Below are 15,676 nucleotides of genomic sequence, written 5' to 3'. Positions count from 1 at the left end.
GCACAGAAAGGGCCGCATCCCTCAGGGTGCGGCCCTTTCGCTGTGTTCCAGGTGAAACGCGGACCCTCTGCCCTCGCTCTGCGTCCGCTCTTTCGCAGGGGACGCTTCGGAGGGGCGTTTCACGTGAAACAGGGTCAGCGGGTCGCGCCGGTGACCACCCAGCGTCCGGAGCGGGCCCGGACTACGAGGGTCAGCGTCCGGACCGTCATCATCAGGGCCATGGCCCACCAGAGTGCGGTCAGCCCGCCACCAAACGTGGGAACGAGCAGGGCGACCGGAGCGAAGACGACGAGCGTCAGCACCATGGCACGAGCCAGGTAGGGGCCGTCGCCCGCTCCCATCAGTACGCCGTCGAGTACGAACACGACTCCGGCGAGCGGTTGGGTGAGGGCCACCACAAGGAGGGCGGGCAGCACGGCATCCTGGACGGTCGGGTCGCTGGTGAAGAGCGGGATGAAGGCGGGTCGGCTGGCCACGACAAGCAGGCCGAGCAGTACCCCGAAGGCGATGCCCCACTCCACCATGCGGCGACAAGCCTGCTTGGCACCCGCCGCGTCGCCGGCGCCCAGATAGCGGCCGATGATCGCCTGACCGGCGATGGCTATGGCATCCAGTGCGAAGGCCATCAGATTCCACAGGGACAGGATGATTTGGTGAGCGGCGATGTCGGCGTCCCCCAGGCGGGCGGCGACGGCAGTGGCGATCATCAGGACGGAGCGCAGTGAGAGCGTACGTACCAGGAGCGGCACGCCCGCCCGTGCACTGTTGCTGATCCCTGCTGCGTCCGGCCACAGGGAGGCGCCGTGCCGCCGGGCCCCACGTACCGCCACGGTCAGGTAGACGGCGGCCATGCCGAGCTGCGCGATGACGGTTCCCCACGCCGATCCCGCGATGCCGAGCCCGGCGCCGTAGACGAGCCCGACATTGAGCACGCCGTTGACCGCGAAGCCGGCGACGGCGACGTACAGGGGAGTCCTGGTGTTCTGGAGCCCGCGCAGCAGGCCGGTGGCGGCGAGTACCACGAGCATCGCCGGGATGCCGAGGGCGGATATCCGGAGATAGGTGATGGCGTACGGGGCAGCGGTCTCCGAGGCGCCGAAGGCGCCGACGAGCCAGGGAGCTGCGGGCAGTACGGCGGCCACGACGGCCGCACCCAGTAGGAGTGCCAGCCAGATGCCGTCCATGCCCTGCCGTATCGCGGCTCGCAGATCGCCGGCGCCCACCCGGCGGGAGACCGCGGCGGTGGTGGCGTACGCGAGGAAGACGAAAATGCTCACGGCGGTGGTGAGCAGCGGCGCGGCAATACCCAAACCGGCCAGTTGCGGGGTGCCGAGGTGGCCCACGATCGCGCTGTCCGCCATGAGGAAGAGCGGCTCGGCGACGAGGGCGCCGAAGGCCGGAACGGCAAGCGACACGATCTCGCGATCGTGTCGCCGTCGGGACCGCCGCCGGTCGTTGTCCGGTGTCGCGGGGGCCTGTGTCATGCGCTCAATCTAATCTTCCACAGGTAATGGATGCAATGCACCTTTGGGTCTTACCTCGGGTGCTGAGGGTGGTTCTTGTGCGGGTGGTTCGCCGCGATCTTGACCCAGTCGGGAAAGTTTTTCTCCCCCACAGCCGGTGGACGGAGAAATGCCAGGTCAGGGCCGTGATGAAGGAAGGTCTATGACTTTGTCCACAGTGCTGTCCCCCGGTCCGTGCACAGGTTCCGGAGACTTCTCCACAGCATCCGGTCGTTCGTCCACATGCCCTGTGGATAACCAGATTGGCTGACGCCGCTCGCGGGCCTAACGTGGTCCGGCGCCCGACGCGCCGGAACCGGAGTCGGGCTTCTCGTTTTGTCAGTGTCGTGCCGTAGAAAGAATGGCACGGCTAGGTCCGCGGAGCGGACGGGAGGAGGTGGCCGGTGAGCATTCCCGAGCCGTTGGACGAGCCCTGGGCCGACACCGGTCCAAGTGACCGTCTGCCTGTTTCCCGCCAGCGCGGCGACAGCGAGAGCCGAGGCGGTCGCGGCCGTGGCAGGGGCCGCGACGACCAGCACGACCGCGGTCAGGACGACTGGGACGGGCCGTCCTCGGGCTTCGAGCGGGTGCCTCCCCAGGACATCGACGCCGAACAGTCCGTCCTCGGCGGCATGCTGCTCTCCAAGGACGCCATCGCGGACGTCGTGGAGATCATCAAGGGCCACGACTTCTACAAGCCCGCCCACGAAACCGTCTACACGGCGATCCTCGACCTCTATGCCAAGGGCGAGCCCGCCGACCCCATCACCGTCGCCGCCGAGCTCGTCAAGCGCGGCGAGATCACCCGGGTCGGCGGCGCCTCCTACCTGCACACGCTGGTGCAGTCGGTGCCGACAGCGGCCAACGCCTCGTACTACGCGGAGATTGTCCATGAACGGGCCGTGCTCCGTAGGCTCGTCGAGGCAGGCACCAAGATCACACAGATGGGATACGCGGCCGACGGCGACGTCGACGACATCGTCAACTCCGCACAGGCCGAGATCTACGCGGTCACCGAGCAGCGCACCAGCGAGGACTACCTCCCGCTCGGCGACATCATGGAGGGCGCGCTCGACGAGATCGAGGCGATCGGCTCGCGCAGTGGCGAAATGACCGGTGTCCCCACCGGGTTCACCGACTTCGACTCGCTCACCAACGGGCTGCACCCCGGGCAGATGGTCGTCATCGCCGCCCGTCCCGCCATGGGTAAGTCCACGCTGGCCCTGGACTTCGCGCGGGCCTGTTCGATCAAGCACAACCTGCCCAGCGTGATCTTCTCGCTCGAAATGGGACGCAACGAGATCGCGATGCGTCTGCTTTCGGCCGAGGCCCGGGTCGCCCTTCATCACATGCGTTCCGGCACCATGACCGACGAGGACTGGACACGACTGGCCCGCCGCATGCCGGACGTCTCCCAGGCGCCGCTCTACATCGACGACTCGCCAAACCTGTCGATGATGGAAATCCGCGCCAAGTGCCGCCGCCTGAAGCAGCGCAACGACCTCCGCCTCGTCGTCATCGACTATCTCCAGCTGATGCAGTCCGGCGGTTCCAAGCGCGCCGAGAGCCGGCAGCAGGAAGTCTCGGACATGTCGCGAAATCTGAAGCTCCTTGCGAAGGAGCTTCAGCTGCCGGTGATCGCGCTCTCGCAGCTGAACCGTGGCCCCGAGCAGCGCACCGACAAGAAGCCGATGGTCTCCGACCTCCGTGAATCCGGCTCCATCGAGCAGGACGCGGACATGGTCATCCTGCTGCACCGTGAGGACGCGTACGAGAAGGAGTCGCCCCGCGCCGGCGAGGCGGATCTGATCGTGGCCAAGCACCGTAACGGTCCGACCGCAACGATCACGGTCGCCTTCCAGGGCCACTACTCCCGCTTCGTGGACATGGCGCAGACCTGATCGGGCGGCCTCCGGCCCGGCGACGGGCATCTCCCTTGCGGGCGACGTGGGCCGGATTCCGCCTCCCGACCAGGCCCTGGCCAACTGCTAGTGGCTCGACCGCTCAGTAGGGTGAAAAGCGGTCGACCGCGGGCAGCTGCCCGGATAGACCTTGCTCCATGACTTCATCCAGTTCGCCCGTATCGCCGTCCCCCTTCGAAGAGCTGCTGCCGAGCACGCGCCGCGCCCTTCTTCACCGCATCGCAGTCGCCCAGTCCACCGAGCGGGCGCCCTCGCTCGTCGCGGCCGTGGTGCGGGACGGGCGGATGGTCTGGTTCGGGTCACGCACCTCCGTCGACGGCCACGGCCCCGATGCCGATGTCCAGTACCGCATCGGCTCCATCACCAAGACATTCACGGCGGTACTCGTGATGAGGCTGCGCGACGAGGGGCTGGTCGACCTCGACGACCCGCTGGAGAAGCACCTTCCCGGCACGAACGCGGGCAGCGCGACCATCGCTCAACTCCTGGCCCACACAGCGGGGTTGGCCGCCGAGACGCCCGCGCCCTGGTGGGAGCGGACACCCGGCACCGTCCGCCCCGAGCTCGCCGATGTACTGGGCGAGCAACCGCAACTGCACCCCGCGGGCCGGCTGCACCACTACTCCAACCCTGGCTACACGCTGCTGGGTTCCCTGGTGGAGGCGGTACGAGGAGTGCCGTGGGAGGAGGCCCTGCGGACCGAGATCCTGGAACCGCTGGGCCTCGACCGCACGAGTACGCAGCCGGCCCACCCCCACGCCGGTGGCTGGGCGGTGCACCCCTGGGCCGACGTACTGCTTCCCGAGCCGTCCGAGGACCTCGGTCTGATGGCTCCCGCCGGCCAGCTCTGGTCGACCGCGGCGGACCTCTGCCGCTTCGCCGTCTTCCTGGCAAACGGCGACGACCGCGTGCTGAGTGCCGACTCCGTGGCGCAGATGCGCACTCCTGCCGCGCCGCCCCAGACAGGGGACCGAGAGGGGGGCTACGGGCTGGGCGTGCAGCTCGCCCACGTCCACGGCCTCGACTTGGCCGGCCACACCGGCTCGCTGCCCGGCTTCGTCGCGGGCTTGTGGGTGAGCGCTGCCGGGGGTGTGGCCGCTGTCGCGCTGGCCAACGCGACGTCCGCCCCGAAGTGCGGAACGCTGGCCGCCGACCTCGTACGGATCGTGGCCGAGGCCGAGCCCAGCTTCCCGGAGCCCTGGCGACCCCTTCCGGAGGTCGACAGGGAACTCTTGGAGCTCACGGGACCCTGGTACTGGGGTACTCAGCCGTACGTCCTCAGGCTGGCGGCCGACCGATCAGTGGCCCTCGAACCCCTCCAGGCCCCAGGCCGCGCCTCCCGCTTCATGGCCGCCCCCGATGGCGCCTGGACGGGTCTCGACGGCTACTACCAGGGGGAGACGCTGCGTGTGGTGCGGCGGTCCGACGGCTCCGTGAGCCACCTGGACCTCGGGTCCTTCGTGTTCACACGCGAGCCGTACGGGCCCGACGCGACGGCGGTCCCGGGCGGCGTGGACCCCGAGGGCTGGCGCGGGGTCTGACGTTTCACGTGAAACGGGGAATCGGTGTTTCCTCACGGGGACCGGGCTGCCGTTTCACGTGAAACACGTCGGGTGCGCGGACTGTGGCTGATGTGGAACTCGGCCCTACAGGGGCTTTTTGAATCCCACGTGCGAGGCCTCGAACCCCAGCCGCTCGTAGAAGCGATGGGCATCGGTACGGGTGAGGTCCGACGTCAGCTGAACCAACTGGCAGCCCTGGCGCCCCGATTCGTCGACGGCCCATTCGATGAGCCGGGTGCCGAGGCCGCCTCCTCGTTCGTCGCCGTGGATGCGGACGCTTTCGATGACCGACCGGGTCGCTCCGCGCCGCGACAACCCGGGGATGATCGTGAGCTGGAGGGTGCCGACCACCTGGCCGCCACGGTCGGCGACGATCAGATGCTGGTTCGGATCGTCCGCGAGCCGGTCGAAGGCAGCACGATACGGGGTGAGGTCGTCCGGTGACTCGCGCTGTGCGCCCAGCGGGTCGTCCGCGAGCATTGCCACGATCGCCGGGATGTCCTCGGGCGCAGCAGGCCTGATCTCAAGATCGCTCATGGCGTCGGATCGTATGCCCGACTGTCTCAGGCAGCGATGTGAAGGGCTTCGACGGTGCGGACCAGCGGGGCCAGCTCCGGGATCTTCGCCGCTTCGTCGAGCGCCTCGCGAAGGGCTCTGTCGTTGGTGGGCCGGGCCTCGGCGAGCAGGGCGAGACCTGCCTTGGTGACGTCGGTGTAGATGCCGCGGCGGTCGGTGTCGCAGAGGTAGCGGGTCAGCAGACCGCGGTCCTCGAGCCGGGTGACGAGCCGGGTGGTGGCCGACTGGCTCAGCACGACGGCGTCGGCCACCTGCTTCATCTGGAGGTGACCGCCCGGACCGCTGTGTTGGCGGCTGAGGACGTCGAGGAGCGAGTACTCGCGGACGCTGAGGCCGTGCCCGGACTGCAGAGCGCGCTCGATATGGGTGTCGATCTTGCCGTGCAGCAGGGAAAGGGCGCACCAGCCCTGGGCGAGGGCGGTGAGTGCGGGGTCCGTCGCGGTCATGCGTCTGTCCTCCGTCCGGAGCGGGTTGTCACCAGGATAGGGCACGTACGCAATAGCCCGCGTTTGCAATTAATCGGCGTCTGCAATTATTGTGGACGCTTGTATGGCGCTCACGCAACCTGGAAAGGCACGTCCAATGCCACTCGCGCTCCTAGCCCTGGCCATCGGGGCGTTCGGTATCGGCACCACCGAATTCGTGATCATGGGGCTGCTCCCCGAGGTTGCCGGGACCTTCGGCGTCACCATCCCCACGGCCGGATATCTGGTCAGCGGCTATGCGCTGGGCGTGGTGCTCGGTGCTCCGCTGATGACCATCCTGGGCACGAAGATCACGCGCAAGCGGATGCTGATGGTGCTGATGGGCCTCTTCGTGGTCGGCAACGTGGTGTCCGCCGTCGCACCCGTCTTCGGGCTGATGCTGGCCGGAAGGATCGTCGCCTCGCTCGCACACGGCGCGTTCTTCGGGATCGGTTCGGTGGTCGCGGCCGATCTGGTCGCCCCCGAGAAGAAGGCCGGAGCCATCGCGATGATGTTCACCGGCCTGACCATCGCCAATGTCGTCGGTGTTCCCGCCGGCACGCTCATAGGCCAGCAGGTCGGCTGGCGTACGACGTTCTTCGTCGTCGCCGCACTCGGGGTGCTCGGTCTGCTCGGTGTCGCCAAGCTCGTGCCCGACATGCCGAAGACCGAGGGCGTACGGCTGAGGCACGAGATCGCCGCGTTCCGGAACGTGCAGGTGCTGCTCGCCATGGCGATGACCGTGCTCGGCTTCGGCGGAGTGTTCGCCGCGATCACCTACGTCACCCCGATGATGACCGACGTCGCCGGCTATGCCGACACCTCTGTCACGTGGCTGCTCGTTCTGTTCGGTCTCGGCATGGTCGCCGGGAATCTCATCGGCGGCCGCTTCGCGGACCGCGCGTTGATGCCGCTGCTCTATGTGTCCCTGTCCGGGCTCGCCCTGGCCCTGGCGTTGTTCACCGTGGCAGCCCACGACAAGGCTGCGTCCGCCGTCATGGTCTTCCTGATCGGTGCGCTGGGCTTCGCAACGGTACCTCCGCTGCAGAAGCGCGTACTCGACCAGGCCGCGGGCGCGCCCACCCTGGCGTCCGCCGTCAACATCGGTGCCTTCAACCTCGGCAACGCGCTCTCCGCGTGGCTTGGCGGCCTCGTCATCGCGGCAGGCCTTGGCTACACCGCCCCGAACTGGGTCGGCGCCGCGCTTGCCGTGTCCGCCCTCGTCCTTGCTTTCGTCTCCAGTCGGCTTGAGCGGCGTACGAACGCGGGCAGCGTGATCGTCTCGGGTGCCGTGCCCGAGACGGCTCGCGCAACGGCATCGCGTCACTGAATCAACTGCACTGATCCATCAAGGAGTTACCTCCCATGAGCACCGCCCTCGCTGTCTCCCCGCTCACCGTCCAGGACGCCGAAGCCCTCATCGACGCGGCACGCTCCGCCGCTGAGAAGGCCGGAGTCACCGTCGCGGTCACCGTCCTCGACGCGGGCGGTCATCTGCTCGCCTTCCGCCGGGACGACCGGGCCGTCCTGATTGCGGGAGAGACCAGCACGCGCAAGGCCTACACGGCACTCCAGCTCAACGCTCCGACCGCCGACCTGGTGGACGCGGTCCAGCCGGGCGGACTCTTCCACACCCTGCCGACGGCGCTCGACCGTCCGCTTCTCTTCATCGCGGGCGGTGTCCCCGTCCACCGAGGCGGCCGTCTGATCGGCGCGATCGGTGTGGGAGGCGGCGCCCCGGACCAGGACCACGGGTTTGCGACCGTCGCAGTGGAGGCTCTGGCGCAGCGTTGACATCGCCTGACGTCCGTCTCCAAGTGCCCGTGGGATCACGGCATATGAGGGGCGGACGCTCACGATCCTTCTGGGCCTCCCGCGCCGCGGTCGGTAAGTCCGGCGCGTCCCGGTCAGCCCGCAGCCACCGTCAGGGGTGCGAAGCGGCGCGTCCAGTCGCCGGGTAGATCCGGGATGCCGTGGGTCATCACCGTGTTGAAACCGGCCGACTCCACTCCGGAAGCCTTCAGCCAGCTCAGCAGGGCCTCGTGGCGCACATCCACATCCGTGCGCAGCGGGCGGTCGGTGCCGGCCGCGAGAGAGGCGACGAGAGCCTTCGCGGTCTCCGTGTCGCGGGCGATCAGCGGGCCCACCACATGGGTGTTCATATTGGGCCAAGCGGCCGCGAAGCCGATGAGTCCTGCCGAGTCCTCGGCGACGCGCAGCTGGTCGGCGAAGGCCGGCAGGCGGGTGATCACGTGGGTGCGGTCCTGGCCGAAGACCTCCGTGTCCAGTCGGAGGATCCTCGGCAGGTCCTCGGCGGTCGCGGGGCGGGTCGCCACCGTCGGCGCCGGGCCCGACGGTCTGAAGTGGCCCCTGACCATCTCGGCCCGGCCGGCCGTCTCGAAGCCCAGCTCCTCGTACAGCGGGCGGCCGTAGGGCGTTGCGTGCAGGGTGAGCGGAGTGCCCTTCATCTCCCGCAGGACGTGCTGCATCAGTCGGCGGCCGACGCCTTGGCGTGCGTAGCGCTCGGCCACCAGCACCATGCCGATGGCCGCGAGTCCTGGGCCGTACGAGGTCACGACGCAGGCGCTGGCCAGCCCCTTGCCGTCCGGAGCGTCGATCCCGTATCCGGTTCCGGCCACGAGCAGGAACCCCCACTTGTGCTCTTCGCGTGGCCAGCTCCGGTCTTCCGAAAGGTCCGCGCAGGCGATGCGGTCGTCGGCGGTCAGGCGGCGAATGGGGAGCTCGGCGAGCGGTGAGGGCATGAGGGTCAGGTTGTCTGACGCACTGCCGTGGCGTCCACCACTTTCCGGTTCTCGGCCCGGTGCTTGTGGCCACGCCTGGTCAGCCCCCACGGCTTGAGCACGGAGATCGCCGTCATGAAGAAGTACGCGCTGGAGGAGACGACCGGAGCCGCGACCAGGCTGATGTCATGCACACCGGCCGCGACCGCCCTGTTGATTTCCGGCCGCAGTGCGAACGCCGAGAGGGAGAGCGTAATCAAGGTCAGCCAGAACTTGATCCAGACCCAGCGATGGCGTGCGAGCCCCCACCGGGTACCCAGCGACAGCACCAGTCCGGTGCCCAGAGTGAGGAGCGCGATCGGCACCACCAGCCAGTCCCCGAAGACCTTCATGGAGCGGTAGGCAGCCTCCGTCATCGAGGCGGAATCCGTGGTGTACGCGGTCACTCCCAGAGCGAGCAGCCCCAGGGTGAGCCCCAGCCAGCTCACGGAGACCGCGACATGGGCCACCAGCCAGCTCCGGCGGGCGGGACGGCTCAGATGTTTCACGTGAAACAGCGCGCGGCGCGGGCGAATGGGTGCGAGGACAGAAGAATGTTTCACGTGAAACACGGTGCCGCCGACCGCCCCTCCAGGGCGTCCGGCAGAGGGAGTAACCCCACGTACTAGCCTCGGCGTACATGGCGAGACTTCACCTCTTCGATCTGGACGGCACGCTCATGCGGGGCTCTGCCGCGCCGGTCGAGATATCCCGGCAGCTCGGGCTGCTCAGCGAGATCGGCGAGCTGGAGCGGGAGCTGGCTACCGGGCGGATCGGGCCGCCCGAGTACGCGGTGCGGGTGCACGCCTTGTGGTCCGGGCTCACTGAGCTGCACGTGGCGACAGCCTTCGCGACCGCTCCCTGGCTCGCCGGAATCCGGGACGTCTGGCGAGAGATCCGCGAGCGGGGCGACTACTGCGCTGTCATCTCGCTTTCGCCTTCCTTCTTCGTGGAGCGTCTCCTGGGCTGGGGAGCCCATGCGGCGCGCGGCTCCCGCTTCCCCGAGGTGCCCTTCACTCGGCCCGTGGACCCGGCGGGAATCCTCAGCCCAGCCGCCAAGGTGACGGTCATGGGCCAGCTGTGCGCCGAGTTCGGGGTCGGTGCCGGGGATTGCGTGGCATACGGGGACTCCATGTCCGATGTGGAACTCTTCGCGGCGGTGCCCGTGTCGGTGGCGGTGAACGCGGACCACCATCTCGCCGGGCGGGCCACCCACACCTACAGCGGTGGCGACCTTCGCGAGGCCTTCGCCCTGGCGCAGGGCACGGGAGGCTGACGGCACTGCGCGTACGCCACGAAACGCGGGCGACCGAGGAGCGGGCTACCCCAGATCAGGGGCGTGCATAGCCCGTACACCCTCGATGTTGCCGTCCAGGTAGTGCCTGAGGGACAGCGGCACCAGGTGGACCGAGGCGATCCCGACCCGGGTGAACGGGATCCGGACGATCTCGTACTCGCCGCACGGCTCCTCGATTTCGGGGCCGTGCCGCAGGGAGGGGTCCATGGAATCGAGGCGGCAGACGAAGAAGTGCTGCACCTTCACCCCGGTCGCCCCGCCGTCGGCGCCGATGTGCTCGACGGTGTCGACGAAGCAGGGCACGACATCAGTGATCTTCGCGCCGAGTTCCTCGTGCACCTCGCGGTGGAGTGCCTCGACGACGGTGGAGTCCTCGGGTTCGACGCCGCCACCGGGGGTGAGCCAGTACGGATCCATGCCGGGCTTGGTTCGCTTGATCAGGATCAGATCGTCACCGTCAAGCAGAACGGCTCGTGCGGTGCGCTTGACCACTGGACGTACGGTCATGGGAGAAATGTGGCCCGAAGGGGCGGCTGCGAAACTCCTCGGGCTCCCCTGCTGCTCCTCAGCTCCAGTCGGCCGCTGCGCGCAGTAGCCAATCCTGCGCCCGCGCGATGTGGGGCAGGCCGAGTGTGCCGGTGCGCACCGCGAGGAAATAGGTGCGCAGCGGAGGCACCGGAGGATCCAGGAGCGCCACCACCTCCCCCTGCTCCAGCGCCGTCTCGCAGAGGTAGCGCGGCAGTACGGCGAGGCCCGCGCCGGCCACCACCGCCGCGAGGACCGCCCGCAGGTCGGGGGCGACCACCGTGGCCGCGGCAGCGGGTTTGGTGTCGAACACCGACGTCCAGTAGCGCGTCACCAGCGGCAGCGACTCGTGGACCTCCACCACGGGGACGGTCTCCAGGACGCGGGGACCGGTGTGCCGGAGCGAGCCGGGGCCGAGCCGGGCCGCCCAGCGCACCCCCGCCACCAGGACGTGCTCCTCGTCGCACAGCGGCGTCGCGCTCAGCAGCCGCCCGCGAGGCCGGGCGGTGGCGATCGCCAGATCGTGGTGGCCTGCGGCCAGTCCCCCCAAGGTCTCCTCGGCGCTGCCGAAGGAGGCCCGCAGGGCGAGACCGTGCGGGATGAGGCGAGTGAGCGCGGGCAGGGCGCGCAGTGAGGTGAACTCCGGTGGCCCGGCCAGATGCAGAGTGCGGATGCCCGCCTCCTCGCCGAAGCCCGACTCGGTGATCTCGACGAGCGCGTCCAGATGCGGCGCGGCCCGTTGAGCGAGCTCGTCACCGATGGTCGTCGGGGTCACCCCACGCGCCTGGCGCAGGAAGAGAGGGCGTCCCAACTGCCGTTCCAGGGTGCGGATTTGGCTGGTCACCGCAGGCTGCGAGAGCCCGAGCAGTGCCGCGGCCCGGGTGAAGGAACCGGCCCGGTGCACGGTGACGAACGTACGCAGCAGGGCGAGGTCCATGCTGCCCTCCCGTCCTGAACTGCCTCACGACGTCCCCGGCCGGATCCAACTATAAATATGTCGATAGGTCGCTGTCGCCACTGTGATTGGACACTGACGCACAGTCAACTAGCCTTGTGCAGGCGGTTCTTGGCGCGCGGGAACCGGGGCGGTCCGAGCCACGAGGGGGGAGGCTCGGACCGCCCGTGTTACGTATCGGATGTACTGCCCACCGGACTCATCCGGCGGAACCCGCCCGGTCGAGGGCGCGTTCCACATCCGCGATCAGATCGGCGGCGTCCTCGGCGCCGACCGAGAAACGGATGAAGCCCTCCGCCACCGCATCGCCGCCCCACCGGCCGCGCCGTTCCGCCGTGGACCGCACCCCGCCGAAGCTGGTGGCGTCGTCGACCAGCTGGAGGGATTCCAGGAACCGCTCGGCGAAGCCGCGATCCGGCAGGTCGAAGGAGACCACGCAGCCGAAGCGTCGCATCTGCGCCGAGGCCTGGCGGTACGACGGGTCGGTCGGCAGCCCCGGGTAGCGCAGTCCGGTGACCTCATCGCGCTTGGCCAGTGCCTCGGCGAGCGCAAGCGCGTTCGCCGACTGGCGGTCCGCGCGCAGGTGCAGGGTCGCGAGCGAGCGGTGGGCCAGCCATGCCTCCATCGGCCCCGGGATCGCGCCGACGACCTTGCGCCACTTGCGGATTCGCGCGGCGAGGTTTGGATCGCGGCACACGACATAGCCGAGCAGAACGTCGCCGTGTCCGGTCAGGCCCTTGGTGCCGCTGGCCACCGCGAAGTCCGCGCCGAGTTCGAGAGGGCGCTGCCCGAGCGGGGTGGCCAGGGTGTTGTCGACCGCGACCAGGGCCCCCGCCTCGTGGGCGGCCCGCGCCAGACGGCGTACGTCGCACACATCCAGGCCGGGGTTGGACGGTGTCTCGATCCACAGCAGCTTCGCGCCGTCCAGGACACCCAGTTGGGCATCGTCCGCGGTCGGCGCGGTGCGCACCTCGATGCCGTACGCCTCCAACTGCTCGCGGACCAGCGGCAGCGCCTGATAGCCGTCGTCCGGCAGGACCACCGTGTCGCCGGAGCGCGCCTGGGAGAGCAGCACGGCCGAGACCGCCGCCATCCCGGAGGCGAACACGATCGCCTCGGCAGCCTCGTCGGGGGACTCCAGCTCGGCGACGGCCCGTTCCAGGTGGGTCCACGTCGGGTTGGTGTCGCGACCGTAGGTGTACGGGCCCGCGGCTTCGCCGGGCAGATGGAAATGGGCGGCGAACACCGGGCCGGGCAGGGCCGGTTCGTACGCCACGGGGTCGGGGAGACCGGCCCGCACGGCTCGTGTTCCGTCACCGGGGTTCGTCATGCCGCACGCTCCACAACACATTTGGGGGTGGCCAAGGCTCAGTCCTTGTCGTCGGGCAGGACTATGTGCATCGCCCAGGACACGATCGAGATGATCAAGCCGCCGACCACGGCGGCCCAGAAGCCCTCCACGTGGAAGCTGAGGTTCAGCTTGTCCGCGAGCCAGGAGGTCAGCAGCAGCATCAACGCGTTGATCACCAGCGTGATCAGGCCGAGCGTGAGGATGAAGAGCGGGAAGGAGAGCAACTTCACCACGGGCTTGACGAGGAAGTTCACCACGCCGAATAGCAGCGCGACCAGAATCAGCGTCAGCGCCTTCCTGCCGGTGCTGTCGCCGGTGAGGGTGATGTTCTTGACCAGCCAGATGGCCACGGCCAGGGCTGCCGCGTTGGCGATCGTCTTGACTACGAAATTCTTCATGTGTCTGATCGTGGCAGACCTGATCGGTACGAGTGCAGGGGCAGAGGGCGATGAAAGAATTCCGGCTCGACGAGTTGGAGGCGGAACGGGCCGCCAATGACGGGGCATATCTGCAGTTCCTGCGCGAACGGAACATGTCGGTGGGCCTGTACGCCCTCGACGCGGGCGCACACGACCCGCAGTCCCCGCACGCCCAGGACGAGGTCTACTTCGTGGTCAGCGGCCGCGCCTCGATCACCGTGGGCCTGGAGACGACGCAGGTCGCGCGGGGCAGCGTGGTCTATGTGCCGGCCGGGGCGGCGCACAAGTTCCACCACATCACCGAGGACCTGAGGGTTCTGGTGGTCTTCTCTCCGCCCGAAAGCTGAGGGTCGCCCCCGATTCTCCCTAGGGGTTCGATCAGGGGAGTTCAAGGGCTGCGGGGCCACGCACGAGGTCCCCTCGCCCCTAGCATCAGGAGTGTCGAAAGAACACAACTCGTGAACTGAACGGAAAGAGGTTGGCCGATGGCCGCACGGGAGATATTCGCGGGGATGCCCTGGTGGGTGAAGTGGGTCGCCGTGCCCGTCATCGCCTTGTTCGTGTTCGGCGGACTGGTCGCGAGCGTGGTCGGCTTCCTGTTCGGGCTGCTCTTCAAGGTCCTGGTCTTCGTGGCCCTGGTCGGCGGTCTGATCTACGTCGTACGGAGGTTCATGTCCTCCTCGTCCTCCTCACGCGGCGATTGGTAGCGGAGTCGGGCGGAACTTGAGATTCCGCCCGGTCTCCGGAGCGGGCTCGACCGAGCCCGGCGTCGCGGCCGGTGCGTTCGGGGATTAGCCCGGCTGGGGGAACGGACCTGTGCAAACCCCCTTCCGCCGTGAGTCGGCCGTTAGAGTGGCGAGCCTTCGCCGCCCCCTTCGGAATCACGGGCCCGACCGCACACAACCGCCGGTCCACCGGTCCGTGCCGCCGCCTTCGGGACCGCGGCGGGCGCGGGGGCGGCCCCCGCAGGCGGGCGTGGCGCCCGTCAGCACGCCTGGGGGTGACCTGTGGCCACGGCTTCGAACGCCGCCGTCCCGACCCTGATCGGCTCGGTCCAACGGGCCCTGCGCCTGCTGGAAGCAGTCGGCTCCCACGCGGACGGCGCTCCGGCCAAACAGCTTGCCCGTGAGGCCGGGCTGCCGCTCCCCACGGCTTACCACCTGCTGCGGACCCTGACCCACGAGGACTATCTGCGGCGCGAGAAGGGAGTGTTCGTCCTCGGTTGCGCAGCGGAGCGGCTGGCGAACGGCAGCGCCCTGCAGAATCGTCGCAGCAAGATCGCAAACTCACTGGTGCGCTGGCGGGATTCCATTGGAGTGCCCGTCTACTTCGCGGTTTACCGCGAGGGTGAGATCGAGATCGCCGGGGTTGCCGACAGCCCCGCCGCGCCCGCCGTGGAGGAATGGGCCGACTTCCGCGAGACGGGGCACGCCCACGCGATCGGTCAGTGCCTGCTCAGCCAGCTCGACGACAGCACCCGTGAGGACCACCTCGACCGGCATCCGGTCCAGGCGATCACGCCCTACACCGTGCCCAGCCGGCGCGCGTTGCTCGACCGCCTGGCGGTTACTGAGCGTATGCGCCCGCTTGTCGAACGGCAGGAGTACGCCCTGGGCACCGTCTGTGCCGCGATCCCCGTCACGGTCGGTTCCAGCGTCGCGGCCATGGCCATTTCCGTACCCCTTCACCAGGAAGAACGGCTGCTGCCCGCGATCGAGCGGCTACGCGGAGAAGTGGGAAGTCTGCTCAGTTCGCTCGCGTTCTCTATCAGTATCTGAAAACTCACTCCTTGTGATCTGTTAGCGCTTACAGCACCATGGCGTCAAGAGGGCCATGGGGGATCAATCCTGGCCAGATTCAGCTAAAGCGGGGTACGTGTGATGCGTGAGTCGGTTGAGGCAGAAGTGATGATGAGCTTCCTCGTCTCCGAGGAGCTTTCCTTTCGGATCCCGGTGGAGCTGACGTACGAAGCGGCGGACCCGTATGCGGTGCGGATGACCTTCCACCTTCCCGGCGACACGCCTGTCACCTGGGCTTTTGGCCGCGAGTTGCTGCTCGACGGCATCAACGCGCCGACTGGGGAGGGCGATGTGCGGATCGAGCCCACCGAGCAGGGGGAGCTCTGTGATGTGCGCATCCGGCTTCAGGTGGGCACCGACCGAGCCCTGTTCAGGGCCGGTGCCGCACCCCTGATCGCGTTCCTCGACCGCACCGACAAGCTCGTGCCCCTCGGGCAGGAACGGACGCTCGGTGATTTCGACGGACACCTTGAGGACGCGCTCGGCCGCATCCTCGCCGAGGAGCAGAACGCCGGCTGACGCCG

At 68.6% G+C, this 15,676-nt stretch carries 18 protein-coding genes; 9 read left to right on the top strand and 9 right to left on the bottom strand.

Going from position 1 to position 15,676, the window contains the following annotated elements; translation table 11 throughout:
• Positions 1–134: 134 nt before the first annotated feature.
• Entirely contained in the window at positions 135–1,484 is a 1,350-nt protein-coding gene (locus tag OG522_RS18705; protein ID WP_329464116.1) for an MATE family efflux transporter, read from the bottom strand.
• Positions 1,485–1,906: 422 nt separating this feature from the next.
• Between OG522_RS18705 and dnaB the strand changes: the two genes are divergently transcribed.
• A complete protein-coding gene (gene dnaB / locus OG522_RS18700; protein WP_329464115.1) occupies positions 1,907–3,403 on the top strand; it encodes a replicative DNA helicase in 1,497 nt (498 codons plus the stop codon).
• 158 nt (positions 3,404–3,561) lie between these two features.
• The gene (locus OG522_RS18695) at positions 3,562–4,965 is read left to right on the top strand and encodes a serine hydrolase domain-containing protein (RefSeq protein WP_329464114.1); all 1,404 of its coding nucleotides are present in this window, start codon (positions 3,562–3,564) and stop codon (positions 4,963–4,965) included.
• 105 nt (positions 4,966–5,070) lie between these two features.
• Here OG522_RS18695 and OG522_RS18690 read toward each other — a convergent pair whose 3' ends face one another.
• Together OG522_RS18690 and OG522_RS18685 are read right to left on the bottom strand one after the other, a co-directional pair.
• On the bottom strand, positions 5,071–5,523 hold the full coding sequence (locus tag OG522_RS18690) for a GNAT family N-acetyltransferase (protein ID WP_329464113.1): 453 nt from the start codon (positions 5,521–5,523) through the stop codon (positions 5,071–5,073).
• Positions 5,524–5,549: 26 nt separating this feature from the next.
• Positions 5,550–6,008, bottom strand: coding sequence for a MarR family winged helix-turn-helix transcriptional regulator (locus OG522_RS18685; protein ID WP_329464112.1), 459 nt, complete (start codon positions 6,006–6,008; stop codon positions 5,550–5,552).
• Between the two features lie 136 nt (positions 6,009–6,144).
• On the opposite strand from OG522_RS18685, the gene OG522_RS18680 reads away from it, so the two are divergent.
• Positions 6,145–7,356, top strand: coding sequence for an MFS transporter (locus OG522_RS18680; protein ID WP_329464111.1), 1,212 nt, complete (start codon positions 6,145–6,147; stop codon positions 7,354–7,356).
• Positions 7,357–7,391: 35 nt separating this feature from the next.
• On the top strand, positions 7,392–7,820 hold the full coding sequence (locus OG522_RS18675; protein ID WP_329464110.1) for a GlcG/HbpS family heme-binding protein: 429 nt from the start codon (positions 7,392–7,394) through the stop codon (positions 7,818–7,820).
• A gap of 113 nt (positions 7,821–7,933) precedes the next feature.
• Here the strand turns inward: OG522_RS18675 and OG522_RS18670 are convergent, their stop codons facing one another.
• Positions 7,934–8,788: a GNAT family N-acetyltransferase gene (locus OG522_RS18670; protein ID WP_329464109.1), complete on the bottom strand. Its 855-nt coding sequence runs from the start codon at positions 8,786–8,788 to the stop codon at positions 7,934–7,936.
• Between the two features lie 5 nt (positions 8,789–8,793).
• Positions 8,794–9,315, bottom strand: a complete 522-nt coding sequence (locus OG522_RS18665) for a DUF2269 domain-containing protein (RefSeq protein ID WP_329464108.1) — start codon at positions 9,313–9,315, stop codon at positions 8,794–8,796.
• A gap of 131 nt (positions 9,316–9,446) precedes the next feature.
• On the opposite strand from OG522_RS18665, the gene OG522_RS18660 reads away from it, so the two are divergent.
• A complete protein-coding gene (locus OG522_RS18660; protein WP_329464107.1) occupies positions 9,447–10,082 on the top strand; it encodes an HAD family hydrolase in 636 nt (211 codons plus the stop codon).
• A gap of 45 nt (positions 10,083–10,127) precedes the next feature.
• On the opposite strand, the gene OG522_RS18655 is transcribed toward OG522_RS18660, so the two are convergent.
• The 4 genes from OG522_RS18655 to OG522_RS18640 form a co-directional block, all read right to left on the bottom strand.
• A complete protein-coding gene (locus OG522_RS18655) occupies positions 10,128–10,610 on the bottom strand; it encodes an NUDIX domain-containing protein (RefSeq protein WP_053724685.1) in 483 nt (160 codons plus the stop codon).
• A gap of 58 nt (positions 10,611–10,668) precedes the next feature.
• Positions 10,669–11,565, bottom strand: a complete 897-nt coding sequence (locus OG522_RS18650) for a LysR family transcriptional regulator (protein ID WP_329464106.1) — start codon at positions 11,563–11,565, stop codon at positions 10,669–10,671.
• A 217-nt stretch (positions 11,566–11,782) separates the two neighbouring features.
• The gene (locus OG522_RS18645; RefSeq protein WP_329464105.1) at positions 11,783–12,913 is read right to left on the bottom strand and encodes a cystathionine gamma-lyase; all 1,131 of its coding nucleotides are present in this window, start codon (positions 12,911–12,913) and stop codon (positions 11,783–11,785) included.
• 38 nt (positions 12,914–12,951) lie between these two features.
• Entirely contained in the window at positions 12,952–13,332 is a 381-nt protein-coding gene (locus OG522_RS18640) for a phage holin family protein (RefSeq protein WP_329464104.1), read from the bottom strand.
• Between the two features lie 50 nt (positions 13,333–13,382).
• On the opposite strand from OG522_RS18640, the gene OG522_RS18635 reads away from it, so the two are divergent.
• The 4 genes from OG522_RS18635 (at position 13,383) to OG522_RS18620 (ending at position 15,671) form a co-directional block, all read left to right on the top strand.
• A complete protein-coding gene (locus OG522_RS18635) occupies positions 13,383–13,700 on the top strand; it encodes a cupin domain-containing protein (RefSeq protein ID WP_329464103.1) in 318 nt (105 codons plus the stop codon).
• Positions 13,701–13,838: 138 nt separating this feature from the next.
• On the top strand, positions 13,839–14,060 hold the full coding sequence (locus OG522_RS18630; protein ID WP_329464102.1) for a DUF5326 family protein: 222 nt from the start codon (positions 13,839–13,841) through the stop codon (positions 14,058–14,060).
• A 300-nt stretch (positions 14,061–14,360) separates the two neighbouring features.
• Positions 14,361–15,131, top strand: coding sequence for an IclR family transcriptional regulator (locus OG522_RS18625; RefSeq protein ID WP_329464101.1), 771 nt, complete (start codon positions 14,361–14,363; stop codon positions 15,129–15,131).
• Positions 15,132–15,233: 102 nt separating this feature from the next.
• Complete coding sequence (locus tag OG522_RS18620) at positions 15,234–15,671, top strand: SsgA family sporulation/cell division regulator (protein WP_329464100.1); 438 nt, start codon at positions 15,234–15,236, stop codon at positions 15,669–15,671.
• Positions 15,672–15,676 lie beyond the last annotated feature (5 nt).

Origin of the sequence: Streptomyces sp. NBC_01431 (assembly GCF_036231355.1) — a bacterium.
Classification (GTDB): domain Bacteria; phylum Actinomycetota; class Actinomycetes; order Streptomycetales; family Streptomycetaceae; genus Streptomyces.
Note: the sequence above shows the minus strand (reverse complement) of the source record. Positions and strands in the feature narration are given on the sequence as shown.